Source organism: Amycolatopsis sp. NPDC026612, assembly GCF_040638285.1.
Taxonomy (GTDB): domain Bacteria; phylum Actinomycetota; class Actinomycetes; order Mycobacteriales; family Pseudonocardiaceae; genus Amycolatopsis.
In genome coordinates this window covers 1-22,883 of record NZ_JBEZYB010000089.1, presented here as the reverse complement: position 1 = coordinate 22,883, position 22,883 = coordinate 1, and the positions used below count along the sequence as shown (strand labels likewise).

The 22,883-nt window shown below is 71.5% G+C and carries 22 protein-coding genes; 12 read left to right on the top strand and 10 right to left on the bottom strand.

Annotated features, from left to right (window positions below; genetic code table 11):
- Positions 1-75 precede the first annotated feature (75 nt).
- A complete protein-coding gene (locus AB0F15_RS39175) occupies positions 76-1,323 on the bottom strand; it encodes a hypothetical protein (RefSeq protein WP_360281879.1) in 1,248 nt (415 codons plus the stop codon).
- A gap of 221 nt (positions 1,324-1,544) precedes the next feature.
- Between AB0F15_RS39175 and AB0F15_RS39170 the strand changes: the two genes are divergently transcribed.
- A complete protein-coding gene (locus AB0F15_RS39170; RefSeq protein WP_360281877.1) occupies positions 1,545-3,848 on the top strand; it encodes a PQQ-dependent sugar dehydrogenase in 2,304 nt (767 codons plus the stop codon).
- Positions 3,849-3,879: 31 nt separating this feature from the next.
- Here the strand turns inward: AB0F15_RS39170 and AB0F15_RS39165 are convergent, their stop codons facing one another.
- Positions 3,880-5,211, bottom strand: coding sequence for a sigma-70 family RNA polymerase sigma factor (locus tag AB0F15_RS39165; protein WP_360281875.1), 1,332 nt, complete (start codon positions 5,209-5,211; stop codon positions 3,880-3,882).
- Between the two features lie 317 nt (positions 5,212-5,528).
- Here AB0F15_RS39165 and AB0F15_RS39160 point away from each other — a divergent pair, with 317 nt between their 5' ends.
- The 3 genes from AB0F15_RS39160 to fadD8 all read left to right on the top strand — a co-directional run bounded on the left by AB0F15_RS39160 (position 5,529) and on the right by fadD8 (position 9,777).
- Positions 5,529-6,929 (top strand): alpha/beta hydrolase domain-containing protein, encoded by a 1,401-nt coding sequence (locus AB0F15_RS39160; protein WP_360281873.1) that lies wholly within the window; start codon positions 5,529-5,531, stop codon positions 6,927-6,929.
- 136 nt (positions 6,930-7,065) lie between these two features.
- Positions 7,066-8,037, top strand: a complete 972-nt coding sequence (locus tag AB0F15_RS39155; protein ID WP_360281871.1) for a 5'/3'-nucleotidase SurE — start codon at positions 7,066-7,068, stop codon at positions 8,035-8,037.
- Between the two features lie 141 nt (positions 8,038-8,178).
- The gene (fadD8, locus tag AB0F15_RS39150) at positions 8,179-9,777 is read left to right on the top strand and encodes a fatty-acid--CoA ligase FadD8 (protein WP_360281869.1); all 1,599 of its coding nucleotides are present in this window, start codon (positions 8,179-8,181) and stop codon (positions 9,775-9,777) included.
- Between the two features lie 85 nt (positions 9,778-9,862).
- Here the strand turns inward: fadD8 and AB0F15_RS39145 are convergent, their stop codons facing one another.
- Positions 9,863-10,708 carry a protocatechuate dioxygenase gene (locus AB0F15_RS39145; protein ID WP_360281867.1) on the bottom strand — a complete coding sequence of 282 codons (846 nt, stop codon included), beginning with the start codon at positions 10,706-10,708 and terminating at the stop codon, positions 9,863-9,865.
- Positions 10,709-10,905: 197 nt separating this feature from the next.
- Here AB0F15_RS39145 and AB0F15_RS39140 point away from each other — a divergent pair, with 197 nt between their 5' ends.
- The 7 genes from AB0F15_RS39140 (at position 10,906) to AB0F15_RS39110 (ending at position 16,024) form a co-directional block, all read left to right on the top strand.
- Entirely contained in the window at positions 10,906-11,295 is a 390-nt protein-coding gene (locus AB0F15_RS39140; protein WP_360281865.1) for a nuclear transport factor 2 family protein, read from the top strand.
- 6 nt (positions 11,296-11,301) lie between these two features.
- Positions 11,302-11,868 (top strand): PadR family transcriptional regulator, encoded by a 567-nt coding sequence (locus AB0F15_RS39135; protein ID WP_360281891.1) that lies wholly within the window; start codon positions 11,302-11,304, stop codon positions 11,866-11,868.
- 59 nt (positions 11,869-11,927) lie between these two features.
- Positions 11,928-13,118, top strand: a complete 1,191-nt coding sequence (locus AB0F15_RS39130; protein ID WP_360281863.1) for a hypothetical protein — start codon at positions 11,928-11,930, stop codon at positions 13,116-13,118.
- 121 nt (positions 13,119-13,239) lie between these two features.
- Positions 13,240-14,112 (top strand): helix-turn-helix transcriptional regulator, encoded by an 873-nt coding sequence (locus tag AB0F15_RS39125; RefSeq protein ID WP_360281861.1) that lies wholly within the window; start codon positions 13,240-13,242, stop codon positions 14,110-14,112.
- A gap of 75 nt (positions 14,113-14,187) precedes the next feature.
- Positions 14,188-15,084, top strand: a complete 897-nt coding sequence (locus AB0F15_RS39120) for an MBL fold metallo-hydrolase (RefSeq protein ID WP_360281859.1) — start codon at positions 14,188-14,190, stop codon at positions 15,082-15,084.
- A gap of 106 nt (positions 15,085-15,190) precedes the next feature.
- Positions 15,191-15,451: a GlsB/YeaQ/YmgE family stress response membrane protein gene (locus AB0F15_RS39115; protein ID WP_013225295.1), complete on the top strand. Its 261-nt coding sequence runs from the start codon at positions 15,191-15,193 to the stop codon at positions 15,449-15,451.
- A 336-nt stretch (positions 15,452-15,787) separates the two neighbouring features.
- Complete coding sequence (locus AB0F15_RS39110; protein ID WP_360281857.1) at positions 15,788-16,024, top strand: hypothetical protein; 237 nt, start codon at positions 15,788-15,790, stop codon at positions 16,022-16,024.
- Between the two features lie 60 nt (positions 16,025-16,084).
- On the opposite strand, the gene AB0F15_RS39105 is transcribed toward AB0F15_RS39110, so the two are convergent.
- The 5 genes from AB0F15_RS39105 to AB0F15_RS39085 all read right to left on the bottom strand — a co-directional run bounded on the left by AB0F15_RS39105 (position 16,085) and on the right by AB0F15_RS39085 (position 19,472).
- Positions 16,085-16,633, bottom strand: a complete 549-nt coding sequence (locus AB0F15_RS39105; RefSeq protein WP_360281855.1) for a hypothetical protein — start codon at positions 16,631-16,633, stop codon at positions 16,085-16,087.
- A gap of 92 nt (positions 16,634-16,725) precedes the next feature.
- Positions 16,726-17,853, bottom strand: a complete 1,128-nt coding sequence (locus AB0F15_RS39100) for a hypothetical protein (RefSeq protein ID WP_360281853.1) — start codon at positions 17,851-17,853, stop codon at positions 16,726-16,728.
- Positions 17,850-18,185 carry a hypothetical protein gene (locus AB0F15_RS39095; protein WP_360281851.1) on the bottom strand — a complete coding sequence of 112 codons (336 nt, stop codon included), beginning with the start codon at positions 18,183-18,185 and terminating at the stop codon, positions 17,850-17,852. The genes AB0F15_RS39100 and AB0F15_RS39095 overlap by 4 nt, the downstream gene beginning before the upstream one ends.
- Positions 18,186-18,195: 10 nt before the next feature.
- On the bottom strand, positions 18,196-18,690 hold the full coding sequence (locus AB0F15_RS39090; RefSeq protein WP_360281849.1) for a YbaB/EbfC family nucleoid-associated protein: 495 nt from the start codon (positions 18,688-18,690) through the stop codon (positions 18,196-18,198).
- A gap of 176 nt (positions 18,691-18,866) precedes the next feature.
- Positions 18,867-19,472: a hypothetical protein gene (locus AB0F15_RS39085; protein WP_360281847.1), complete on the bottom strand. Its 606-nt coding sequence runs from the start codon at positions 19,470-19,472 to the stop codon at positions 18,867-18,869.
- Positions 19,473-19,889: 417 nt separating this feature from the next.
- On the opposite strand from AB0F15_RS39085, the gene AB0F15_RS39080 reads away from it, so the two are divergent.
- Positions 19,890-21,542: a glutamate--tRNA ligase family protein gene (locus tag AB0F15_RS39080; RefSeq protein WP_360281845.1), complete on the top strand. Its 1,653-nt coding sequence runs from the start codon at positions 19,890-19,892 to the stop codon at positions 21,540-21,542.
- Positions 21,543-21,562: 20 nt separating this feature from the next.
- Here the strand turns inward: AB0F15_RS39080 and AB0F15_RS39075 are convergent, their stop codons facing one another.
- Together AB0F15_RS39075 and AB0F15_RS39070 are read right to left on the bottom strand one after the other, a co-directional pair.
- Positions 21,563-21,952, bottom strand: coding sequence for a hypothetical protein (locus AB0F15_RS39075; protein WP_360281843.1), 390 nt, complete (start codon positions 21,950-21,952; stop codon positions 21,563-21,565).
- A 36-nt stretch (positions 21,953-21,988) separates the two neighbouring features.
- On the bottom strand, positions 21,989-22,883 hold an 895-nt coding region (locus tag AB0F15_RS39070; protein WP_360281841.1), incomplete at its 5' end, for a PAS domain S-box protein.

The following is a 22,883-nucleotide window of genomic DNA, read 5'->3' as shown; positions in this document are numbered from 1 at the left end:
CGTCCACATCGGACAGCCGGGACGCCCTCCGCGCCGGCTCTTGCGGCCGGCGAGGAGGGGCGTCCCCGGACGAGGTCAGCCCGCCAGCGAGGACAGCGGCACCGCGAACACCGAGCGGCCGCACGTCTGGTTCTGCGCCGTGCAGTCGGCCGTCGACCACTCCGACTGGGACCACACCAGGCCCGTCGACGAGTCGTACGTCAAGGCCTCCGGGTGGACCGCCCAGCAGGCCGCCGTCCCGGAACCGCAGGTCGCCGAGCTGCTCTTCGCCGTCGTCTGGGTCCAGAGCTGGCCGTTGATCGTGGCCGAGCTGTGGGCGACGTACCACTTGCCGTTGTTGGACAGCACGCCCTGCATGTTGCCCACCGAGCTGCGGACCGCCTCGGTCGCGGCCGCCGTGCCGGACGACGCCGCCAGCAGGTAGTCCGCGCCCATCGGGTAGCGGTAGAGGCGGCCGTGGAGGCTCTGGTCGGAGAAGTACTCGGTCGTCACGACGCTGGCCGGGGTGGTGCTGCGGTCCAGTGACATCGACGAGAAGCACGGCACGCCCGTGTCGGACGCCATGCTGCAGATACCACCCGCGTAGGTGTAGTAGCCGACCTCCATCATCGCGTACTTGTAGGTGTAGGCGGCGTACCCGCCCGACGTCTTGCCGATCGCGTTGGACGTCGTGTCGGTCATCTGCAGGATGTGCTTGGTGCTGAACACCCGGATGGCGGTCGAGGTGCTGCCCTCCGCCGTCACGTAGATCTTGTCGCCGTACCAGGCCATTCCACCCATGTGGGCCTGCGCCGCGGTGAAGCTGGAGCCGGTGCTGTTCGGCACGGCCAGGTAGAGCATCCGGTAAGACGGCGCAGCCGGGTTGTCGTAGTTGATCGCCTGGATCCGCGCGTCGTTGTAGCGGCCGAGCGCGTCGGTGCCGTGCCAGCCGGACAGGATGATCTTGTCGGCGCCCCACTTCCCGTCGTCGTCGGCGTCGCCGGAGGTCGTGATGCCCTGGGGGCTCCACGTCGTCGTCCCGGCGCGGTCGGCGTCCCAGCACATCGACTTGGTGGCCACCGGCGCCTTGGGCAGTGCGGCCTTCTCGGCGCCGGTGCAGCCGGTCATGTCGTAGCTGGTGTCGTTGACGACGGTGTTGAGGCTGACGTTCGGCAGCGCGCCGTCCAGCGTGGTCAGCGCGGCGGCCGGCGTGGCGTGCCACACCAGGTTCTGCTTGGTCGTCGTCGTCAGCGGATCGCTGTAGGCGGCGCTCGCCGTCCCGGGCAGCGCCAGTGCACCGGCCGCCACGGCCAGCGCGAGGAGGAGGACCTTCGGAATTCGCATGGGAGCAGTAGGCCCGCCGGCGATCCAAAATTCGTACACCGGTGTTGTACGGCTCTTGTACCGGCCGGTCACGGCCCTCATCGACACGCACGGTGGTGACCGCCGGAAGCACTGAGCTGTTCGTGGGCATTTGTGCCTGCGGCGTAACAACATTCGGACTTCACGCGCCATAGGGGACGGCGTTCGCGCCAGTCCGGTCCCCGCCGCACGAGGAGTTCGTGATGGGTTCTCGTCGTTTCCTGGTTCCGCGAAGATCAAGACGCGCGCTGGCGGCGGGGGTGGTCGTGCCCCTCGCCGGTGCCCTCGCGATGGCCGTCGCCACGGCGTCCCCCGCCGCCGCCGTGCCCACCGGATTCACCGACACGGTCGCGATCGGCGGGCTCAGCTCGCCGACCGCCGCCGCGTTCGCCCCCGACGGGCGGGTGTTCGTCGCGGAGAAGAGCGGCCTGGTCAAGGTGTTCGACTCCCTCGCCGACCCGACGGCGACCGTGTTCGCCGACCTCCGCACCCCGACCCAGGACTTCTGGGACCGCGGGCTGCTCGGGCTGGCGGTCGACCCGGCCTTCCCCGCCCGGCCGTACGTCTACGTGTCCTACACGCTCGACGCCCTGCCGGGCGGGACCGCCCCGCAGTGGGGCGACACCTGCCCGACGCCGCCGGGCGCGACCGATCAGGGCTGCGTCGTGACCGGCCGCGTCTCCCGGTTGACCATGGGCCCGGACGGGACGGCGGTCAGCGAGAAACCGCTGGTCACCGGCTGGTGCCAGCAGTTCCCCAGCCATTCGGTCGGGGCGCTGGCGTTCGGCCCGGACGGCGCCCTGTACGCGGGTGGCGGCGACGGCGCCAGCTTCAACTTCGCCGACTACGGCCAGGTCGGCAACCCCTGCGCCGACCCTCCCTCGCCGGCCGGCACGAACCTCAGCCCACCGTCGGCCGAAGGTGGCGCGCTGCGATCGCAGTCCCCGCGCCGCCCCGCCGGACAGCCCGTGCTGCTCAACGGCGCGCTCCTGCGCATCGACCCCGACACCGGCGACGGCCTGCCCGGCAACCCGTTCGCGAGCAGCTCCGACGCCAACGCGCGGCGCGTCATCGCCTACGGCTCGCGCAACCAGTTCCGGTTCGGGTTCCGCCCCGGCACGAGCGAACTGTGGGCCGGTGACGTCGGCTGGAACACCTGGGAAGAGATCAACCGCGTCCCGAACGCCGGCGACGGCGTGGCCGAGAACTTCGGCTGGCCCTGCTTCGAAGGCACGGCCCGCCAGGCCGGCTACGACGGCGCCAACCTCGACCGCTGCGAATCGCTGTACTCGGCCGGCGGCCAGACCGCGCCGTACTACACCTACAACCACAACGCCAAGGTCGTCGCGACCGACCCGTGTCCGACGGGGGGCTCCTCGATCAGCGGGATCGCCTTCGAGTCGGGCAGCACCTACCCGGCCGAGTACGCCGGCGCGCTGTTCTTCGCCGATTCCTCCCGCGGCTGCATCTGGGCGATGCAGACCGTCGCCGGCCAGCCCAGTCCCAGCAAGCTGGTGCCCTTCGTGACCGGCGTCAGCACGCCCGTGCAGGTGCTCACCGGGCCCGGTGGCGATCTCTTCTACGTCGCGCTGGGCAGCGGGGAACTGCACCGGGTGAGCTACGCCGGCGGCACCAACCGGCCGCCGGTCGCTTCGGCGACGGCCACGCCGTCCAGCGGGCCGGCGCCGCTGGCCGTGCAGTTCGACGGCACCGGCTCCACCGACCCGGACGCCGGGGACACGCTCTCGTACGCGTGGGACCTCGACGCGGACGGTGCCTACGACGACTCGGCGGACCCGCGGCCCACCTGGACCTACACCGCCGCGGCGGTCGTCGACGCCGGGCTGCGGGTGACCGACTCCCACGGGGCGACGGCGGCCACGACGGTCCGGGTGACCGTCGGGAGCCCGGCCGGGCTCGACCCGGTGCCCGTCATCGACACGCCGAGCCCCACGCTGACCTGGTCGGTCGGGCAGCCGGTGTCCTTCGCCGGCCGGGCCGTCGACCCGCAGGACGGCGAGCTGCCGCCCTCGGCGCTGTCGTGGCGGCTGGCCATCCGGCATTGTGCGGCCAACGGCACCTGCCACACCCACAACGTCCAGGACTTCCCCGGCGTCGCCGCGGGATCGTTCGTCGCGCCGGACCACGAGTACCCGTCGTACCTGCAGCTGACGCTGACCGCGACGGACTCGACGGGCCGCACCGGCACGAAGACCGTCGACCTCCAGCCGAAGACGGTGACGCTGAACTTCACCTCGAACCCCAGCCAGGCGATGCTCACCGTCGGCGGGACCCAGCAGCGCACGCCGTTCTCCCGGACGGTGATCGCCGGGTCCACCAATTCGATCAGCGCGAACAGCCCGCAGAACGTGCCTCCGCTGAACATGAAGTACGCCTTCACCAGCTGGGCGCACGGCGGGGCGCGGACGCAGAACATCGTCGCGCCATCGACGGGGGCGACCTACCAGGCGAACTACCGGCTCTGCTGGCTGCTGCAGCCCTGCTGAGCGGGATGACCCGGCGTCGCGCGGCGCCGGGTCATCCTCCGGGGTTCTTCGTCTTCTCGGCCTTCTTCGACTCTTTCGCGGACTCCTTGGCCGCCTTCGACGAGGACTTGGCCGCTTGCTTGGACTCCTTCGCGGCCGGGTCGTTCCCGAGGCCGTTCCCGTTGTTGCCGTTCCCGTTCCCGTTGTTGCCGTTGCCGTTCCCGTTGCCCGTCACCGCCGGCTGTCCGGAATCAGCGGCCCCCGACGACTCGCCCGCCGGCTGCACGCCGGTCGGCTGCACGCCCGAGGTGGCGGGCACCGACGCGTCCGGCGAGCCCGGCGTCGGCTGGCCGCCGCCCGGCGGGGCACCGGCGCGGGAGCCGGCCTGCGGCCCGGTCCGCACGGGCTGGGTCGTCGCGCCGTCGCTGCCGGGCAGCGACGACGGCGCGTCGGAGGAGGTGCTCGCCCCGATCGTCACCGTCGTGACCAGTGCCGCACCCGCGACGGCCACCTTCGCCGCCGTGGCCCACGACAGGGCCGAGGCGCCCGTGCCGGTGGCGGCACCGGAGCCGGCGAGGGACCCGGTCGTGGACAACCACTGCGAGACGATCGGGATGCCCAGGATGAGCGGGGCCACCGTGGCGGGCAGTTCCTCGTTGAGCTGCCGGAGACCGGCGGCCAGCTCCCGGCAGTCCGCGCAGCCGTCGAGGTGGGCGGCGATCCGGTGGGCCTTGTGGTCGGAGATGCCGTCGCGCACCCACCGGGCCAGCTGACCGGTGACGTTCCGGCAGGTGCGCCGCCGCGCCTCGGGGACGTGCTGGTCCAGGTAGGCCTGACGCAGGCCCTCCCGGGCGCGGTAGGCCAGCGCGGCGACGCCGTTCGGCGTCATCCCGAGGTCCTCGGCGATCTTCGCGGGCGACTCGCCGTCGATCTCGGTCCGCCACAGCACCGTCCGCCACCGCTCGGGCAGGCTCGCGAACGCGTCCACGGCGACGGTGGCGTGCAGCCGGCTGCCGACCGGCTCGTCACTCCCCGCACCCGGCAGGACGTCCGGCACCTCGGCCACCACCGAGACGGCCGCGTCGCGCCGGCGCCAGCTGATCATCGTGTTCCGGATGGTCGTCAGCAGATACGGCCGGAAATCCTCGTCCGGCCCCTCGCCGGACCGCAGAATCCGCAGCACCCGGGTGAATCCTTCGGCGATCAGGTCCTCGCGCTCCGCCGCGTCGGCCGCGATCGCGGCCGCCACCCGGCGGGCGGCGACGAGGTGCCGGTCGTAGAGCTCGCCGTAGGCCGCGATGTCGCCACCGCGGACCGCCGCGATCAAGGCCGCGTCGGTCGGGACGTCCGTCGTCCCGGCCGCCGCCGGCGCCACTTCGGTCACCACTCCCCCTCGCCGTGCGCATGCACGTGCAGAACGTCCCGAGATAGTCGCGCAACGAGTGACACCTGCGCAAGGTTGCGGCCGCGAAAGCACTTTCCCCGATTTCGCCGTGGCGAGTGGCCGGGCCGTGGACTTGTCACATCCCTGAGCGTTGCCGGGTGGGTTCCGCCCGGTCCGCCTGCCCGTCGTTGCCCCGGCCGTTACCGGCGAGTAGAAGACAAAGGCGGTGGCCCGCAGGCCACCACCCACTGTCCGATGTGGACGGTACCGGAGCCGGGAGCCGTTCCGATACCGTCGACCACCAGAAGGGTTTACCCATGCGCAGAGCCCTGCTCGTGCTGCTGACCGTGCTCCTGCCCTCCCTCGTGATCCCCGGGATCGCCCAAGCCGGGCCGACCGCCGTCACGCCCACCGTGGCGGCGATACCCGCGAACGCCGGCCGGGGCTGGCCGGTCAGCGGCGCCCGAGGCGTCATCGACCTCGCCGCCCGCGGGTACGTCGAAGAGGAGTACCTGCTGTCCGGCCAGGCCGACACGTTCGACCAGGTGGGCCTGTGGACCGAAGACGGCCGCTGGGCCACGCGGGTGGCCACCACCGGCACCCCGTACACCACCCGGATGGTCGTGGTGCGGCCGCGCGACGCCGCGCGGTTCAACGGCACGGTCGTGGTCGAATGGCTCAACGTCAGCTTCGGCGTCGACATCCCCGTGGACTTCTCGCAGTCCTACGAGCACTTCATCCGCGAAGGCTACGCCTACGTCGGCGTGACGACCCAGAAAGCCGGTGCCGACAAGCTCAAGAGCGTCGACCCCGCGCGGTACGGCGCGGTGAACCTCAGCGGTGACGCGCTGTCCTACGACGTCTTCTCCCAGGCCGCGCAGGCGGTGCGAGCGAACCCGCAGCTGCTGGGCGGCCGGACAGGCTCGGTGACTGTGCTGGGCAGCGGGCACTCGCAGTCCGCACTGCGGCTGACCACCTACGCGAACGCGGTCCAGCCGGTCCGCCGCAGCTACGACGGCTTGCTGATCCACGGCCGGGCCGCCCTCGCGGCGCCGATCGGTGACGGCGTCGTCGGCCCGCTTTCCGCCCGGATCCGCACCGATCTGGGCATTCCGGTGTTCATCCTGCAGTCGGAGACCGACGTCATCACGTCGGCCTCGGTCCGGCAGGACACCGCCCAGGTCCGCACCTGGGAGGTCGCCGGCACCGCGCACGCCGACCAGTACGGCCTGAACCTGTACAACGCGGCCAACGCCCGGGACAAGTCCATCAACGGCGGCGCCCCGACGACGTGCGACAAGCCGATCAACAGCATGACGTTCCGCTACGCGGAAAACGCCGCCTTCCGCTACCTGGACCGGTGGGCGCGCGGCGGCGCGGCCCCGCCCACGGCAACGCCGATCTCGATGCTGCTCAACCTCATCATCCTGCGTGACGGCGACCAGAACGCCCTCGGCGGCGTCCGGCTGCCCGACCTCGACGTCCCGGTGGCGTCGTACGCGCCCAACAACAGCGGCGGCAACGTGGCCGGCGCCTGCCTGCTGCTGGGCACGACCACGCCGCTGACGCCGGCGCGGCTCCGGCAGCTGTACCCCGACCACGCCACCTACGTCGCCAAGTTCACCGCGGCGGCGGACCGGGCGCTGCGGTCGGGCTACCTGCTGCAGGCCGACCGCGACGAGGCCGTCGCCAGGGCGCAGGCCACGCCGGTGCCGTAACCGTCCACAAAGGATCCATCGGCGAGCCCGTCCCGGTTCCGGGGCGGGCTCGCCGCCGAAACCGCCAAAAGACCACCCCGCCACCGTCGTTCTCGCTACCCTGGCCCTCCGATTCCGAACGAATGAGGAGGTGGCGATGCGGTACAAGGCTTTGCGCGTCGCGGTCGCGGCAGTGGTAGCTCTGTCGCTGGCCGTGCCCGCCCAAGCCAGCCCGCGGCCCGATCAACCGGTTTCGCTGGGGGGCAAGAAGGTTCTGCTGGTCAACGACGATTCGGTGCAGGCGGCGAAGCCCGACGGCTCGGACGGGCGGGGCATCTACGTGCTCCGCCAGGCGTTGTGCCGGGCCGGCGCCGACGTGGCGATCGTCGGCCCGTGGGCATCGCAGGGCGGCAAGAGCCGGTCCACGGCGGTGTCTTTCACGTCATCCGTAGCGCCGCCACCGGCGGTGCCGGCCGAGTTCGCCGCCGACTGCGCCGGTGCGCCGGGGCACGGGCTGGTGCTGGGCGCGTGCCAGGGCAGCACCCCGTGCGGCCCCGGCAGCCCGTCGCTCACCCCGGCGGACGTGGCCGAGCTCGCGCTGACCGGCATCGTGGCGCAGCGGCTCGGCTGGACCACCGGACCCGACCTGGTCCTTTCGGGGATCAACGCGGGCCAGAACACCGGCATCCCGGTCAACATGTCCGGCACGATCGGCGCGGCCTCCGTGGCGATCGAGCGGGGCGTGCCCGCGGTGGCGGTCAGCGCGGGTTCGAGCGCGACGCCACCGTCGACGGAGACCTACGCGGCCGCGGCCGACGTCGTCATCCGGTTGCTCGCGTCGCCCCAGGTGTGGACGTACGTGCGGGACATGGTGCTGGTCAACGTCAACCAGCCGGACGTCGCGGCGGGCTCCGGGCCGTCGCCGGTGCGCTGGACGAAGGTCAGCCGGGTGGCATCGGGCTGGGTGAAGTACGTGCCGGCGGCCGACGGGACGTACCAGCTGTCCTACGACTCGGTGCCCGCACCGGCGTACGAGGCCGACAGTGACGCGAAGGCCCTGCTCGACGGGTACGTGAGCATCTCGGCGGTCGCCGTCGACCGCGGTTACACCGGCCGCTTGCGCGGCTGAGGCGGATCCGGAGGGCGCGTCGCGGCTCGCGGCGCGTCCTCCCCGCTCTATTGAAACCTGTTCCACTGCGTCGGCAGGCTGACAAACCGGACCGGATCGCCGTATCTTGTCGAGAACAGTAACGTGTTCTAGTCTGGCGCCGTGAAAGGGACCGGAATGGACGAGCAGGCGATGCGGTATCCGAACCACCTCGGCCACCTGGTCGTCTCCGCCCTGAAACGCCACCGGGACAAGCCGGTCATGGTGCTGGGCGACACCACGATGACCGGGGGCCGGACCGCCGAGCAGGTCAGCCAGTACGCCCAGGCCTTCGAGGCACTCGGAGCCGGCACCGGCGCGCCGGTCGCGCTGCTGTCGCTGAACCGGCCGGAAGTCCTGCTCATCATCGCCGCCGGCCAGCTGCAGGGCTCGCGGCGCACGGCGCTGCACCCGCTCGGGTCGCTCGACGACCACGCCTACATCCTCGGTGACGCCGGCATCACCACGCTCATCATCGACCCGGTGCCCGCCTTCGTCGACCGCGCGCTCGGCCTGCTCGAGAAGGTGCCCGGCCTGACCCAGGTGCTCACCATCGGGCCGGTGCCGGAGCGGCTGGCGCACGTCGGCAAGGACCTGACCGCCACCGCCGCGACGTTCGAGCCGCAGCCGCTCGCGCCCGCCGTGCTGCCGCCGGACCAGGTCGTCTCGATCACCTACACCGGCGGGACGACCGGCAAGCCCAAGGGCGTCATGGGCACCGCGCAGGCGATGACCACGATGACGCAGATCCAGCTCGCCGAGTGGGAGTGGCCCGAAGCGCCGAAGTTCCTGATCTGCACCCCGCTTTCGCACGCCGGCGCGGCGTTCTTCGCCCCGACCCTGCTCAAGGGCGGCTCCCTGATCGTGGTGCCGAAGTTCGACCCCGCCGAGGTCCTGCGGATCATCGAAGAGCAGCGGATCACCGCGACCATGCTCGTGCCCACCATGCTCTACGCGCTGATGGACCACCCCGACTCGCGCACCCGCGACCTGTCGTCACTCCAGACCGTCTACTACGGGGCCGCGTCGATCAACCCGGTGCGCTTGCGCGAGGCGATCGACCGGTTCGGCTCGATCTTCGCGCAGTACTACGGCCAATCCGAGGCCCCGATGGCGATCAGCTACCTCGCCAAGGGCGACCACGACGACGCCCGCCTGGCCTCCTGCGGCCGCCCGTCGGCCTTCCTCCGCACGGCGCTGCTCGACGCGGACGGCAACCCGGTGGCACCGGGCGAGCCGGGTGAGATCTGCGTGGCAGGCCCGCTGCTCGCCGGCGGCTACTGGAACCTGCCGGAGGTGACGGCGGAGACGTTCCGCGACGGCTGGCTGCACACCGGCGACGTCGCCCGCGAGGACGAGGACGGCTTCTGGTTCATCGTCGACCGGGTCAAGGACATGATCGTCACCGGCGGGTTCAACGTGTTCCCCCGCGAGGTGGAGGACGTCGTGGCCGAGCACCCCGCGGTCGCGCAGGTCGGCGTGATCGGCACCCCGGACGACAAGTGGGGCGAGGCCGTGACGGCCGTGGTGGTGCTGCGGGAGGACGTGGCCGACCTCGAGCGGCTCACCACCGAGATCCAGGCGGCGGTGCGCGAGCGCAAGGGCCCGGTGCACGTGCCCAAGCAGGTGATCGTGGCCGCCTCGCTGCCCATGACCGGGCTGGGCAAGCCGGACAAGAAGGCCCTGCGGGCTCAGTACGAGCTCCGCCGCGCCGCCGTGTAGGCCGTTATACAGCGGTCTTCCGGCCCGCGGGCACGCACTTCGGTGCGGCGCCGGGGCCGGAAGACCGCCTGCCGGGCCGGGCGCGCTACGCGCCGTCGTGGTCGGGGTCGGCGTTGAGCACGATGCAGCCGACGTACCCGTCGTGCGCCCGGGTCACCTTCAGCAGCATGCTCGGCCGGTAGATGAAGTCACCGTCGTTGAAGGTGTCCCGGCCGGTGCGCTGCGCGTAGGGCTGGGTGGCGAGCACCTCCGCGTTCAGCGTTTCGTCGAACATGAGCTGTGTGGTGAGCGTCTTCTCGGTGCCGACGTGCACCATCACGTGGACGTGGACGGTCCGGCCGCGGTACCAGCCGGGCCAGATCGTGGTGAACTCGACGATCCCCCGCTGGTTGGTGACCTGGGCGCCGCGCAGGTACCGCTTGTCGTCGGTGGGGACGAGATCGGCGTCGCCGCCGCCGGGCGGCCGCGAGCCGGTGGGCGGAGTGCCGGTCGGCGGTTCGCCCGTCGGCCGCGGGCCGCCCCCGCCGCCGGACGCCGCCTCCGCACCGGAGTACAGGCCGCCCGCGTCACAGTGCCAGATCTCGACCACCGCGTGCGGGATCGGTTTGCACGTCTCGCTGTCCTGCACCTGCAGGGCGAGCCGCAGCTTCGTGCCCTGCTTGTCCTCGCGGATGTCGCTGCGGATCTTGTCGGCGTCGAAGTAGTACGGCCCCTGCGTGGTGGACGCGGTGAGGGTGCAGGTCCGCGCGCCGGCGAACAGGGCGGTGAGGTCCGCGTCGGTGACCGCCGGCAGGGCGACCGTCTCCCCGGTGGACGTCGTGACCGCGCTCTTGCCCGCGCACGCCGTGACGAGCGCGCCCAAGCCGACCGAGCTCACGCCGGCGAGCATCCGGCGCCTGCTGACCCGCTGCCCCTCGTGATCGTTTCCCATGCCTGTCCTTCCGTTCTTCGTCCGGTGGGTAATGGGTAATGGCCGGTTGACTTCCGCCTGACCCGGCCTTGGGGATCAGCGTGGCGAGGGCAGCTGTGGCAGGCCTGTGGCAGAGCTGTGCGTCGTCGAGCGGTCACCCGAAGCGAGGAGGTACGCTGACCGAACCTAGTCAACAAATTGAGTAGTCGAGGTGGACCGTGAACAGCTTCCGCAAGGCCGTCGAGGCACGCGATCCCGACGCCATGGCCGCGACACTGGCGGAGAACGTGGTGTTCCGCAGCCCGGTGGCGTTCCGGCCGTACCCAGGCAAGGCGATCACCGCCGCGATCCTGCGCGGTGTGCTGCGCGTCTTCGAGGACTTCCGGTACGTGCGCGAGCTGACCGGCGGCGACGGCCGGGACCACGCCCTCGTCTTCGAGGCCCGTATCGGCGACGCGCGGGTCGAGGGCTGCGACTTCCTGCACCTCGACGACGACGGCTTGATCGACGAGTTCACGGTGATGGTCCGGCCGCTGTCTGCCGCACAGGCGCTGTCGGAGGCGATGGCGGCGCAGTTCGACCGGATCCAGCGCGAAGCAGTCAACTAGTTGAGTATGGCACTGCGGCACGCGCTGCTGGCGGCGCTGCTCGAAGGCGAGGCGTCGGGCTACGACCTGGCGAAGGGGTTCGACGCCTCGGTGGCGAACTTCTGGGCGGCCACCCCGCAGCAGCTCTACCGGGAACTCGACCGCATGGCGGCCGAGGGCCTGGTGGGCGCCCGGCTCGTCCACCAGGAGCGGCGGCCGGACAAGCGGCTGTTTTCCCTGACCGAGGCCGGGCACCGGTCGCTGCACGCCTTCACGGCCCGGCCGCCCCGCCCGGGCGTGATCCGCGACGAGCTGCTGGTGCAGGTCCAGGCGGTGGACGCCGGCGACGAGACGGCCGTCCGGCGCGCGCTGGCCGAGCGGATGGCCCGGGCGGAAGCCAAGATCGCCGGCTACGAGCGCCTCCGCGCCCGGTTGCTGGACGGCCGCTTCGAAGACGACTACCTTGCCGAAGCGGAGCGGATCGGCCCGTACCTGACGCTGATGCGCGGCCTGTCGTTCGAGCGGGAGAACCTCCGGTGGTGCGAACAGTCCCTGAAGGTGCTCGACCGGCGCGCGGGCGGCGCGCCGGCCTGAAGCAGCCGAGGTCGACCGGTTGTACGGCTCTTGTACGACCGCGTCCGACCATGGTGCCCATGTCATTGCACCGTCTCACCAAGGCCGCGCTGGCCGCCGGCGTGCTCGCGGGCCTGGTGGCCGTGCCGGCGGCCGCCGCCGCGGCCGCGCCGTCCACCTTGCCGGCCGACCAGTACACCCTGACCGCCAGCTACAACCAGTTCGACGCGGTGAACGGCGCGCTGGTGTCGACGCTGGGCACCGCGGCCGTCCACACCGTGATGGAGACCGCGAACCACGACCGCACCGCGCTGCCGTCGTCGTTCTCCGTCGCCGGGCTCTCGACGGGGTTCCGGTTCGACAGCGGCGACAACTCCGACTGCGCCAGCTACCCGCAGGGCATCACCACCAGCCGGGACGCCGTGGGGACGGCGAACGGCGGCAACTACGACGGGCACCAGCTCATCGCGGTCAGCTGGTACACCAAGGACGGCTGCGACGGCGCCCAGCAGCGCAGCCGGATCACCCTGGTCGACTGGGACGCCGACTACCCGAACGCCTACCGCAAGATCCTGCTGGTCGAGCCGACCGGGACCGCGGACGCCCCGGACTTCAAGGACATCCCGATCCACGCCGGCGGCATGTCCTGGTCCGGCGACTACCTCTACGTCGCCGACACCGGGAAGGGCATGCGCGTGTTCGACATGCGCAAGATCCTGAAGACGAACGGCGGCGGCACCGCCGACCAGATCGGCCACCAGAGCGGCAGCACGTACTACGCCCACAACTACGCCTACGTCCTGCCGCAGGTCGGCACGATCACCTCGAAGACGACCTCGGGAACGAACCTGGCGTGGTCGTCGATCTCCCTCGACCGCGTCAGCAAGTCGATCGTGATGACCGAGTACACCTGCCCGTCCGGCTGCACGGACTACCCGAACCGGGCGCCGCGGGCGATCCGCTACCCGTTCGCGTCCACCGGCACCTTCGCCGCGACGACGACGGCGAGCCAGGCGTTGCAGCTGCCCTGGTACAAGCTGAACGGCGTGGCCTCGCACAACGGCCGCTGGTGGTTCAACTCCTCCGGTTCGAAGCAGCTCTACTACTGGAAGCCGGCGGCCGCCGCGCAGACGTTCGCCTGGGTGGGCAGCGGCGAGAGCCTCTCGTACTGGGAGGACGACACCAGCGCCGACCTGCTGTGGTCGCTGCAGGAAGGCGCGGGAAGCCGCAACGTCTTCGCGGTCACCCAGGCCACCTACGGCGGTGGCTGAGCCGGCAGGCGGAATCGTGCCATGGCCCGTCCGGGCAGCTCCCGGGCGGGCCCTTTCGCGTGCTTAACCGCACCCCGCGAGGGTGTGGCTGCGCGACCGCCCGGCTGCCCATACTGGCTTCATGGAGGCCAGACGACGACTCGGCGAGTTCCTGAAGAGCCGCCGTTCCCACCTGCGGCCCGAGGACGTCGGCCTGGTGACCTACGGCGACCGGCGCCGGGTGCCGGGGCTGCGCCGCGAGGAGCTCGCCCGGCTCGCCGGGGTGAGCGCGCCGTACTACTCGCGACTCGAACAGGGCCAGTCGGCCAACGCTTCGCCGGAAGTCCTGGACGCGCTCGCCGGGGCCCTCCGGCTCGACGACACCGAACGACGGCACCTCCACGAGCTGGCCACCGGGGCCCGGCGGCCGCCCACGCGCCGTCCGGCGCCGGAGCGCGTCACGCCCACCGTCCGGGAGCTCCTGGCCACCCTGGGTGACGTGCCGGTGATCGTGCTCGGCCGGAGCAGCGACGTCCTGGCGTGGAACGCCGCCGGGCACGCCCTGTTCGCCGGGCACCTCGAGCCGGACGCACCCGAGCGGCCCGGACAGCGCCCGAACATGGCGAGGCTGGTGTTCCTCGACCCGCACACCCGCGAGCTGTACGCCGACTGGCCCGCCAAGGCCCGCGCGGTGGTGGCGACGCTGCGGATGGCGTCCGGGCGGCACCTGGACGACCCCGGGCTGGCCGCCCTGGTCGGGGAACTTTCGGTGCGGAGCACCGAATTCGCGGGCTGGTGGGCCGACCAGCGCGTCAAGGCCGGCGGCGCCGCCGTCCACGAGATGCGCCACCCGCTGGTGGGGACGATGACGGTCACGCACCAGGCGCTGCGCACCGAACAGGACCAGCACGTCGTCGTCGCCACCACCGAACCCGGCTCCCCCTCGCACGCGGCGATGACCTTGCTGACCCACACCACCGCGACCGCGCGCCACACCCGGCCGGCCCACGGCTGAAAACCCGCTCCACGCCAGGCATTCCGAGGAATGCCCCGGCGAACGCGCCCGGAAAACCCCACGGAAAAGGAAAAGATGAACGAGATCAAGCTCGGGGACGTCACCGTCACCCGCGTCGAAGAGCAGCACGGCCCGATCATGCCGGCGCGGGACTTCTTCCCGGACCTGCCGGAGCGGGCCTGGCAGGAGCACCGCCACGAGCTGGAACCCGACCACCTGACCGCCGACGGCCTGGTCCTCTCGTCGATGCAGACCTGGTTGCTGCGCAGCGAAGGCCGCACGATCCTGATCGACACGGCCGTGGGCAACGACAAGCACCGCCCGGCCGTCCCCGCCTGGGACCACCTCCGGCTCGGCTACCTGGACCGGCTCCGCGAAGCCGGGGTCCGCCCGGAGGACGTCGACCTGGTCGTGCACACCCACCTGCACCTCGACCACATCGGGTGGAACACGCGGCTCGTCGACGGCACGTGGGTGCCGACCTTCCCCAACGCGACGCACCTGATGCCCCGCGCGGACTTCGAGCACTGGGATCCGGCCCGCAACCCGGCCGTCGCCGGCGGCGTCAACGCCCACGCCTTCGAAGACAGCATCCAGCCGGTCCACGAGGCGGGACAGGTCCGGCTGTGGGAGGACACGCACACGATCGACGCGAACCTCCGCCTCGAAGCCGCGCCCGGCCACACCCCCGGCTCCAGCGTCGTGAAGCTGGCCTCCGGCAGCGACCGCGCCCTGTTCGCCGGCGACGTCCTGCACACTCCCCTGCAGCTGGCGGAGCCCGGGCACAGCAGCTGCTTCTGCGAAGACCCGGCCCAGGCCGGCGCCACCCGGCGGCGGCTGCTGGGCTGGGCCGCCGACGAGAACGTCCTGCTCGTGCCCGCGCACTTCGGCGGGCACAGCGCGCTGGAGGTCGAGCGCCGCGGCGACGCGTTCGCCGTCAAGAGCTGGGGGCCGTTCGACCACGCCGGGTGAGATCCGGATCACGTCCGCGTGTTCGGCGCGCACCGGGGGCGGGCGCCTGTCATCCTGTGCCGTCAAGAGGCTGCCACCAAAGAGCAGCGGACGAGAGGACAACCCCGTGGGCATCATCGCGTGGATCGTGCTGGGTCTCATCGCCGGGGTGATCGCGAAGGCCCTCATGCCGGGCAAGGACCCGGGCGGCTGCATCATCACGATCCTGCTGGGCATCGCGGGCGCGTTCGTCGGCGGCTGGGTGGGCAAGACGCTGTTCCACACCCAGCTCGGCACGTTCTTCGACCTGCGCACGTGGGGCCTGGCGATCCTGGGCGCCCTGATCATCCTCGCCGGCTACCGGCTGATCTTCCACCGCCGCGACTGACGCACCGGTGGGGGCACCGCACCGGTGCCCCCACCGGCTCCCGCGGCGCGGGAAGCGACCGCGGCACCGTGGCCGACCGGCCCCGTCACGCTGCGCCACTCCGGCGTACGAGTGGTTGCGGCGCCATCGGCAGGCCCGCGGCGTACCGTTCGAAGCACGGACATGGCGCGCTCTCCTCCCCCTCGGAGCGCGCCGTGCCCGCCAGCGGAGATGTTCTGCCGCAGTGGTTCTTGAGCTGACGTGGACGAGAATCGGCTGTTCGCCGGAAAGTTCCACCGCCGCGCGTGTCTATGCTGGACAGCGGCAAGCCTTTCGGCCGGCGGGAAGACACGCGACATGAACGACCAGCGGCAGGTGCTCGTCCGGGCGGAGTCCCGGCACGTCATCGTTTCCGACGTCGACGGTGGCCGCGAGACGCTCGGCTACCCCGGTGTCACGCTCACCCGCGTCACCGCCGGCATCCCGGACGACCAGGTCTGGCTGCCGATGGGTGACCGGCCCACCGAAGGCGACGACGAAGCCCTCATCGAGGCGTTGCGGGCCGCGTTCCGCTGGCGGGTCGGGCTCCCGTAGCGATCCTGCCGCCCACCCCGGCCATCCCGCGCCCGGCACCGGCGACCACGTCCATGGCCACTACACCTGGCGGCCGTTCCAGTGGACGACATCCGGGAACTCGACGAACCTCCGCAGGTGCTGCTGCTCGGTGCGGCCGTGGATGGGAAGCCGGAAGATCGAGCCGTCCGGCCAGGTCAGCGTGCTCTTGCGGAAGCTGAGCTCCGGCGCCTGCGGCTTGCGTGCTTCCCAGACGATCCGCGGCGGCGGCGCGTCGGCCGGGTCGGCGGAGGTCGCCCCGGTGTCCACCACCGCCAGGCACGACGGCGAGCACGCCAGCCACGCGCCCTTCACGGACCGCAGCCGGTCGGCCAGGTCGAGCGCCATCGCGTTCGCCGGGCCCGAAACGCCGATCACCCGCCGGAACGGCAGTCCCGGCCGTTCGCCGTGCGCCAGGGCGAAGACGCCGAACACCACCGCGCCGATCCCACGCAGGATGTTCCAGAAGAACCGCCGGACGAGCCGCTTCCCCACGACCGTGCCGTCCTGGCGACGGCCGGGGACGTCGAACCCCACGTCGGTGTCGCCGAAGTGCAGCACGATGACCGGCTCCCGCCACCGGTCCCGCATCAGCGCTTCGACCCGCTCCCGGAACCCGGGCCGGACCTGGGCGTCCTGCGACCAGCGTTCGACGCGGTCGTGGAATTCGGCCGCGCGGACGTCTAGATGTCGAGGTCCTTGCGCGTCTCCTCCGGGCTGCGATCCCCGCCGATCGCGCTCTTGTCGAACCACGGTTCGTCCCCCTCCGGTGTGACCGCTTCCTTGCCTTCGGTGAAGGCGCCCTTCCCCGCCCCGGTGGCGGCCTTCACGCCCGCACCGGCGAGGAACGGTTTGACGCCGGCCGAGGTGCCGAACATCGTCGTGAGCGCCCGGTTGCTGGGCTGCCAGCCCTGGGCGACGGCGCCGAAGCCGAACTTCGTCTCGCCGGGCATGACGCCGATCCGCAGCTTCCGGGTGAACGTCTCCAGCTTCCCGGAGTACCTGACCAGGAACTCCATGAAGGTGTCGAGCAGCTTGCCGAACTTGCCGAGGTAGCGCGTCACCTTCTGCAGCACGCTGGCCGCCTTGGCGATGGACGCGGTCATCGCGGCCGCGACCGAGCCGCCGAAGCTGATCACCGACGCGGCCAGGGCCGGCAGCCACAGGGTGATCAGCCACGACACCAGCTCGGTGATGATCCCCTTGATCAGCTCTTCGATGACCACCATGACCATCGACCACATCTGCAGCACCTCGGCCACCGAGCCGGCGGCCGAACCGATGCCGCGGATCCCGGAGGAGAAGTCGCCGAGGGCTTCCTTCGCCGCGTTGCCGGCTTCGTCGACCCACTCGGCCAACGCGGTGTCGCCGGTGCGCTCGAAGTCGTCGGCGAGCGCGACGAAGCCCTGCGCGATCGTGACGAAGTTTTCCGAGGCGTGCCCGATGGCAGGGCCGTCGCCGGTGACCTGGTGCAGCGCGTCCTGCAGCGGCTGGACCAGTTCGAGCAGCATGTTCAGGCCGTGGCTGACCAGCCACCCGATCGGGTCCATGGCGAAGGTGACCATGTCACCGGCGGCGGCACCGACGAACGCCGCGCCGTCACCCACCAGTGCGGCACCCGCGGAAGCCAGCTCACCCGGGCCGTCCGCTTCAGCGGCCTGCTGCGCGTGCTCGCCGATCTTCTTGCCGGCCTTGTAGGCGGTGCCGGCCACCGGGACGTACCCGGCCGCGCGGTCCAGGTTGGCGCCGGTGCTCTCGTCGTAGGCCCCGACGTCCAGCGCGTCGGCGATGCTCTTCTTCGGCTCGGTCATTCGCCCTGCCCGATCGCGTCGATTTCCGCCTCGTACCGGCCGAAGGCGACCTTCCCGGCGTCTTCGGTGCCCTGGTACATCTCCGCGGCCTTGGTCAGCTTCGTGGTGAACCCGTCCACGCCGTCCTTGAGGTCGGTCAGCAGCGAGCGCAGCTCGGCGAGGCGGTCGGTGTAGCCCTGCTTGGCGAAGAGGCCGACGAGCCCCCACGCTTCGTTCGTCACGTCGGCGGCGTCGATCTTGGCGCCGAACTTGTCCGCTTCCTGCTCGTAGAACGGCAACTGCTTGGCGTAGGCGGAGATCGCGCCGATGTTCGTCCGTATTCCGTCTGGCATCGCGAGTTCCCTAAGATCGGCGGAGGATGGGGCCCTGACCGAAGTCGTCGTCCTCGGCGGCGGGCCGGCGGGCGGGCCGCGACGGCTGCCGCGGCTGCTGCTGCTCCGACGCGGGTTCGGCCGCGGCGGTTCCGAACGCCTCCGCCTGGGCTTCGCGAACCTGCGCCGAGACGTCCACGCCGAACGCGTCGCCGAAGGCGTCGTCCACGATGCCGGCCTGCTGCTGGGCGGCCGCGGCCGCCGCCCGGCGGATGGTGCCCATGATCGTCGCGGCCAGCTGCCCCGCTTCCACGCGGGTGGCCCCGGCGGTGAGCCGCAGGTCGGTGATCGTGCCCCCGGCGCCCGCGGTCACCGTCACGGTGCCGTCCGGCGAGGTGACGGTGGTCTCCAGCCGGGCGATCCGCTCCTGCATGTCGCCGACCCCGGCGAAGCGGGCCTCGGCCTGCCGCACTTTGCTCCGGAAGTTCTCGAACTGGGCGATCAGCTCGTCCATCTGGGCGGACATCGTGTCTCCCTTGCGCGGTTCGGGGCCTGTGTCCGCATCATGACAGATCAGTCCGGCCGCCGATCACGTTTCCCCGGATCGCGCGCTCAGCCGTCGGGGAAGATCGACGTCCGCCGGCCCGGTGGCGCCGACGGTCACCGTCCGACGCGTCGGCGGGCAGGCTGACGAAGACCCGGTCAGAGACACGGCGGCCGGTAGCCGTCGATGCGCAGGCCGCGGAAGTCCAGCTCGTTCGGGGTCTTGCCGACGAACACCAGCCCGCGTGCCTCGCGCAGTGCCGAAGCGAACGAGTACGACGGCGTGCCCAGCTCGGGCAGCGACGTCCACCGGCGCGGCGAGAAGCCGAAGAACCGCGTCACCAGCTTCCCGCCGGTCGACGGCACCAGCGTGAGCCACTTGTCGCCACCGCTCCAGTGGGACGCCGGGCGCAGCTGGACGTAGAGGTCGTCGGTCGCGCGGTAGGTCAGCAGGAATCCCGCGGACCGGGACAGGTCGGCCTGCGCCTCGAACTCGTTCCCCAGCCAGACGACGGCCACGTGCCACTCGGCCTTCAGGAACGTCACGCGGGCCGCGTACCGGTGCCCCTCGGGGACCAGCAGGCTCCCGGTGGCCGGGACGGTCGTCCCCTCACCACTGGCCAGCCACTGCTGCAGCCGGTCGATCGACGGTGTCGCGCACTCGCCGCCCGGCCGCGCGGAGGCGGCCGCCGGGGCGGTCAGCGGGAGCACCAGCAGAGCAGCCAAGACCGAAAGCGTTCTGGCGAAAGGGAACCGACCGCGCATGCCCCGGAAGCTAGCACCGCCGTCCGCCGAGCACCACCTACCCGGGTGGAGCGGCGGCCCGGCAAAGTCGATCGCTGGGACAGACCTCCACGGCCCCCGCCGCGGCCGACCCGCGCGAGGACACAAGCCGGCGAATCCCCGCGACTTGCCGCTCGCCGCTGAAGCCAACTCAACGACCGCAACGGCCAACTCACCGGGAACGCGGCCGAGTTGGCCAGTCCGGGCGGTGAGTTGGCCAGTCCGGGCGGTGAGTTGGCCGGACGCGATGGCGTGAATCGAGCACCCGACGCGACCAGCCGGGGCCCTACCCGGGTGGGGTGGCAGGCCGCACGGCTAGGCTCTTCGTCGGCGAAACGGACCATCTTCGCCGACGCCGAACGGCGGGCAAGTGCACCACGACGCGGGGAGAACACCCACATGCTGGACCGAGCGGTCATCGACGCCCTCTTCCCTGCCGACCTGCCCGAACCCGAGCACTGGGAGCAGCAGTACCCCGCCCGCGACCTGCCCGACGGCGCGCTGGTCACCCGCCTCGGCCCGTCGCCGACCGGGTTCGTGCACGTCGGTGGCATCTACGTCGGCACCATCGACCAGGACGTCGCCCGCCGCTCCGGCGGCCGGTACGTGGTCCGCATCGAGGACACCGACCAGTCCCGCGAGGTCGAAGGCGCCCTCGAGCAGTTCGAACGCGGTTTCCGCTACTTCCGCCTCGCCGCCGACGAAGACAGCGAGCGCGGCGGTGACTACGGCCCCTACCGGCAGTCGGCCCGCGAGCGCATCTACCTCACCTACGTCCGCGACCTGCTCCGCCAGGGCAAGGCCTACCTCGACTTCGCCACCAAGGAAGAGCTGGCCGCGATCACCCAGCGGCAGCAGGCCACCAAGCTGCCCACCGGCTACTACGGCAGCTGGGCGATCTGGCGCGACGCCGACCCGGCCGACGTCCAGGCCAAGCTGGACGCCGGCGCCCCGTACGTCGTGCGGTTCCGCGCCCCGGACGACACCGGCGCCCGCGCCCGCTTCACCGACGCCATCCGCGGGCCGCTGGAAGCCGAGGCCAACCGCAACGACGTCGTCATCCTCAAGAGCTCCGACCAGAGCCCGCGGCTGCCGACGTACCACTTCGCGCACGCCGTCGACGACCACCTCATGCGGGTCAACCTGGTGATCCGCGGCGACGAGTGGATCTCGTCGGTCCCGGTGCACCAGCAGCTGTTCGACGCGCTCGGCTTCGAGCCGATCACTTACGCGCACATCGCGCCGCTGATGAAGCAGGAGGGCGGCAGCAAGCGGAAGCTGTCCAAGCGCAAGGACCCGGAAGCGTCCGTCGACTTCTTCATCGAGGCCGGCTACCCCGCCGACGCCGTCCTGTACTACCTGCGCGGCCTCGCCAACGGCCGGCTCGCCGAGATGCCGCTCGAGCAGGCGCTGACCGAGCCGATCAACCTCGACGAGTGCGGCGTCGCCGGCCCGCTGGTGGACCTGGTCAAGCTCGACGACATCGCCGCCGACCACATCGCCACCCTTTCGGGGGCCGAGATCCTCGACGCCGTCCGCGCCTGGGCCGGCCAGTTCGACCCCGAGCTGAAACGGGTCCTCGACGACGAGCCCGAGCTCGCCCTGCGCGCGCTGGCCGTCGAGCGCGACGGCGCCGAGAACCCCCGCAAGGACCTGAAGAAGTGGAGCGAGTTCCGCGCCGTCTACGGCTTCTTCTTCCCGCAGCTCCACGCCGCCGTCACCGGTCCCGACGACGAGCGCATCGCCGCGCTCGGTGTCGACCCCGCCGTCGTCCAGGCCGTGGCCCGCGACTTCGCCGCCGACTACCGCCAGCTCGACGACGGCTCGGAGTGGTTCGACCAGATCCGCGCGGTCGCGGCCAAGCACGGCTTCGCCCGCAACGCCAAGGAGTTCAAGAAGAACCCCGAGGGCTACCCCGGCTCCATCCGCGAGGCCTCCCAGATCATCCGCATCGCCCTCACCGGGTCGACGCGCAGCCCCGACCTGCACGCGATCACGCAGGCACTGGGCCAGGAGGAAGTCCTCGGCCGGATCGCCGCGCTCACCGAGTAACGCCGCGGGCTCCGGCGGCGTCAGGTGCCGCCGTCGGCGCCCGTGGCGCCTTCGAACGGGTGGAAGGCGAAGCGCACGATGCTCGCCGGCCGGGTCCTGCCCCCGCCGTCCGCCGCCGCGGCGATCACCCCGGCCGCGTCCTCGCCGTCCAGGCGGGCCAGGAGGCGGGCCAGCGCCTCCGGCGCCCCCACCGGTTCCGCCGGGGTCTGGATCAGCGTGCGGTGGAGGATCCCCATGTCCCAGCCGTCGACGCTGCCGCTGCCCGCCGGAGCCCGGATCGTCGCGTCGAACAGCCAGCGCGGTGGCTTCCCGGTCAACGCCGGCGTCGCGTGGGCGGTCAGGCCGACGACCTGGTCGGCGCGGATCAGTCCGTCACTGAGCGTGGCGAGCCACACTTTGGTCAACCCCATGGATCAACGGATAACACCCGGCAGGCGCAGCCGCAATCACCCGGCCGGTTCGATCTTCGCCTCTTCCATCATCAGCAGCGCACCGTGGCTTTCGCCCTTCGGAGTGCGCAAGGCGCTGCAGCGCAGCCGCACGATCGCCGGCCGGCCGCGCCGGTTGACCGCGTCGATCGTCAGCTCGCCGAAGTAGCCGGGATCGGCCAGCGCTTCGCGCACCACGGGGCGCACCTCGGTGACCGGCAGGCCGATGTCGAGGTTCAGCAGGTGGGCGCCTTCAGCCTCCTCGCGCCGCAGTCCCCAGAGGTCCTCCGCGCCGCGGTTCCACGCCTTGATCCGCATCTCGGAGTCGATGACGACGAGCCCCGCCCGGATCGAGGTGAGCACCGATTCGAGGAACTCGTTCACCTCGTCGAGGTCGAGGCTGCGCTCGCGCAGCGCGTCGTTGATCGTCTGCAGCTCGTCGTTGGTGGACTGCAGCTCCTCGTTCATCGTCTCCAGTTCCTCGTTGGTGGACTGGAGTTCTTCGTTGGTGGTCTCCAGTTCCTCCACAGTGGACTGGAGTTCCTCGTTGGTGGTCTCGAGCTCCTCGTTGGTGGACTGGAGTTCCTCGTAGGCCGATTCGAGCTGCCGGTTCGTGTGCTCGAGTTCGGTGAGCAGCTGGCGCGCCCAGCTCACGTCGTGGAACACCACCGAGACGCCGAGCAGCGTCTTCTGCTTGTTCACCAACGGGTTGACGTGCACCTCGTACCACACGGTCTCCCCGGCCCGCCGCCACTCCACGTCCTTGATCCGCAGCGACCGGCGTTCGAGGCGGGCCTGCTCGACGTACGACCGGAGCGCGACCGGCCGGTAGGAGACGTCCAGGTCCCGCAACGGCCGCCCGACGTCGCGTTCGGACAGTCCGAAAGCGACGTGCGCCGGGGGGGTGATGAGG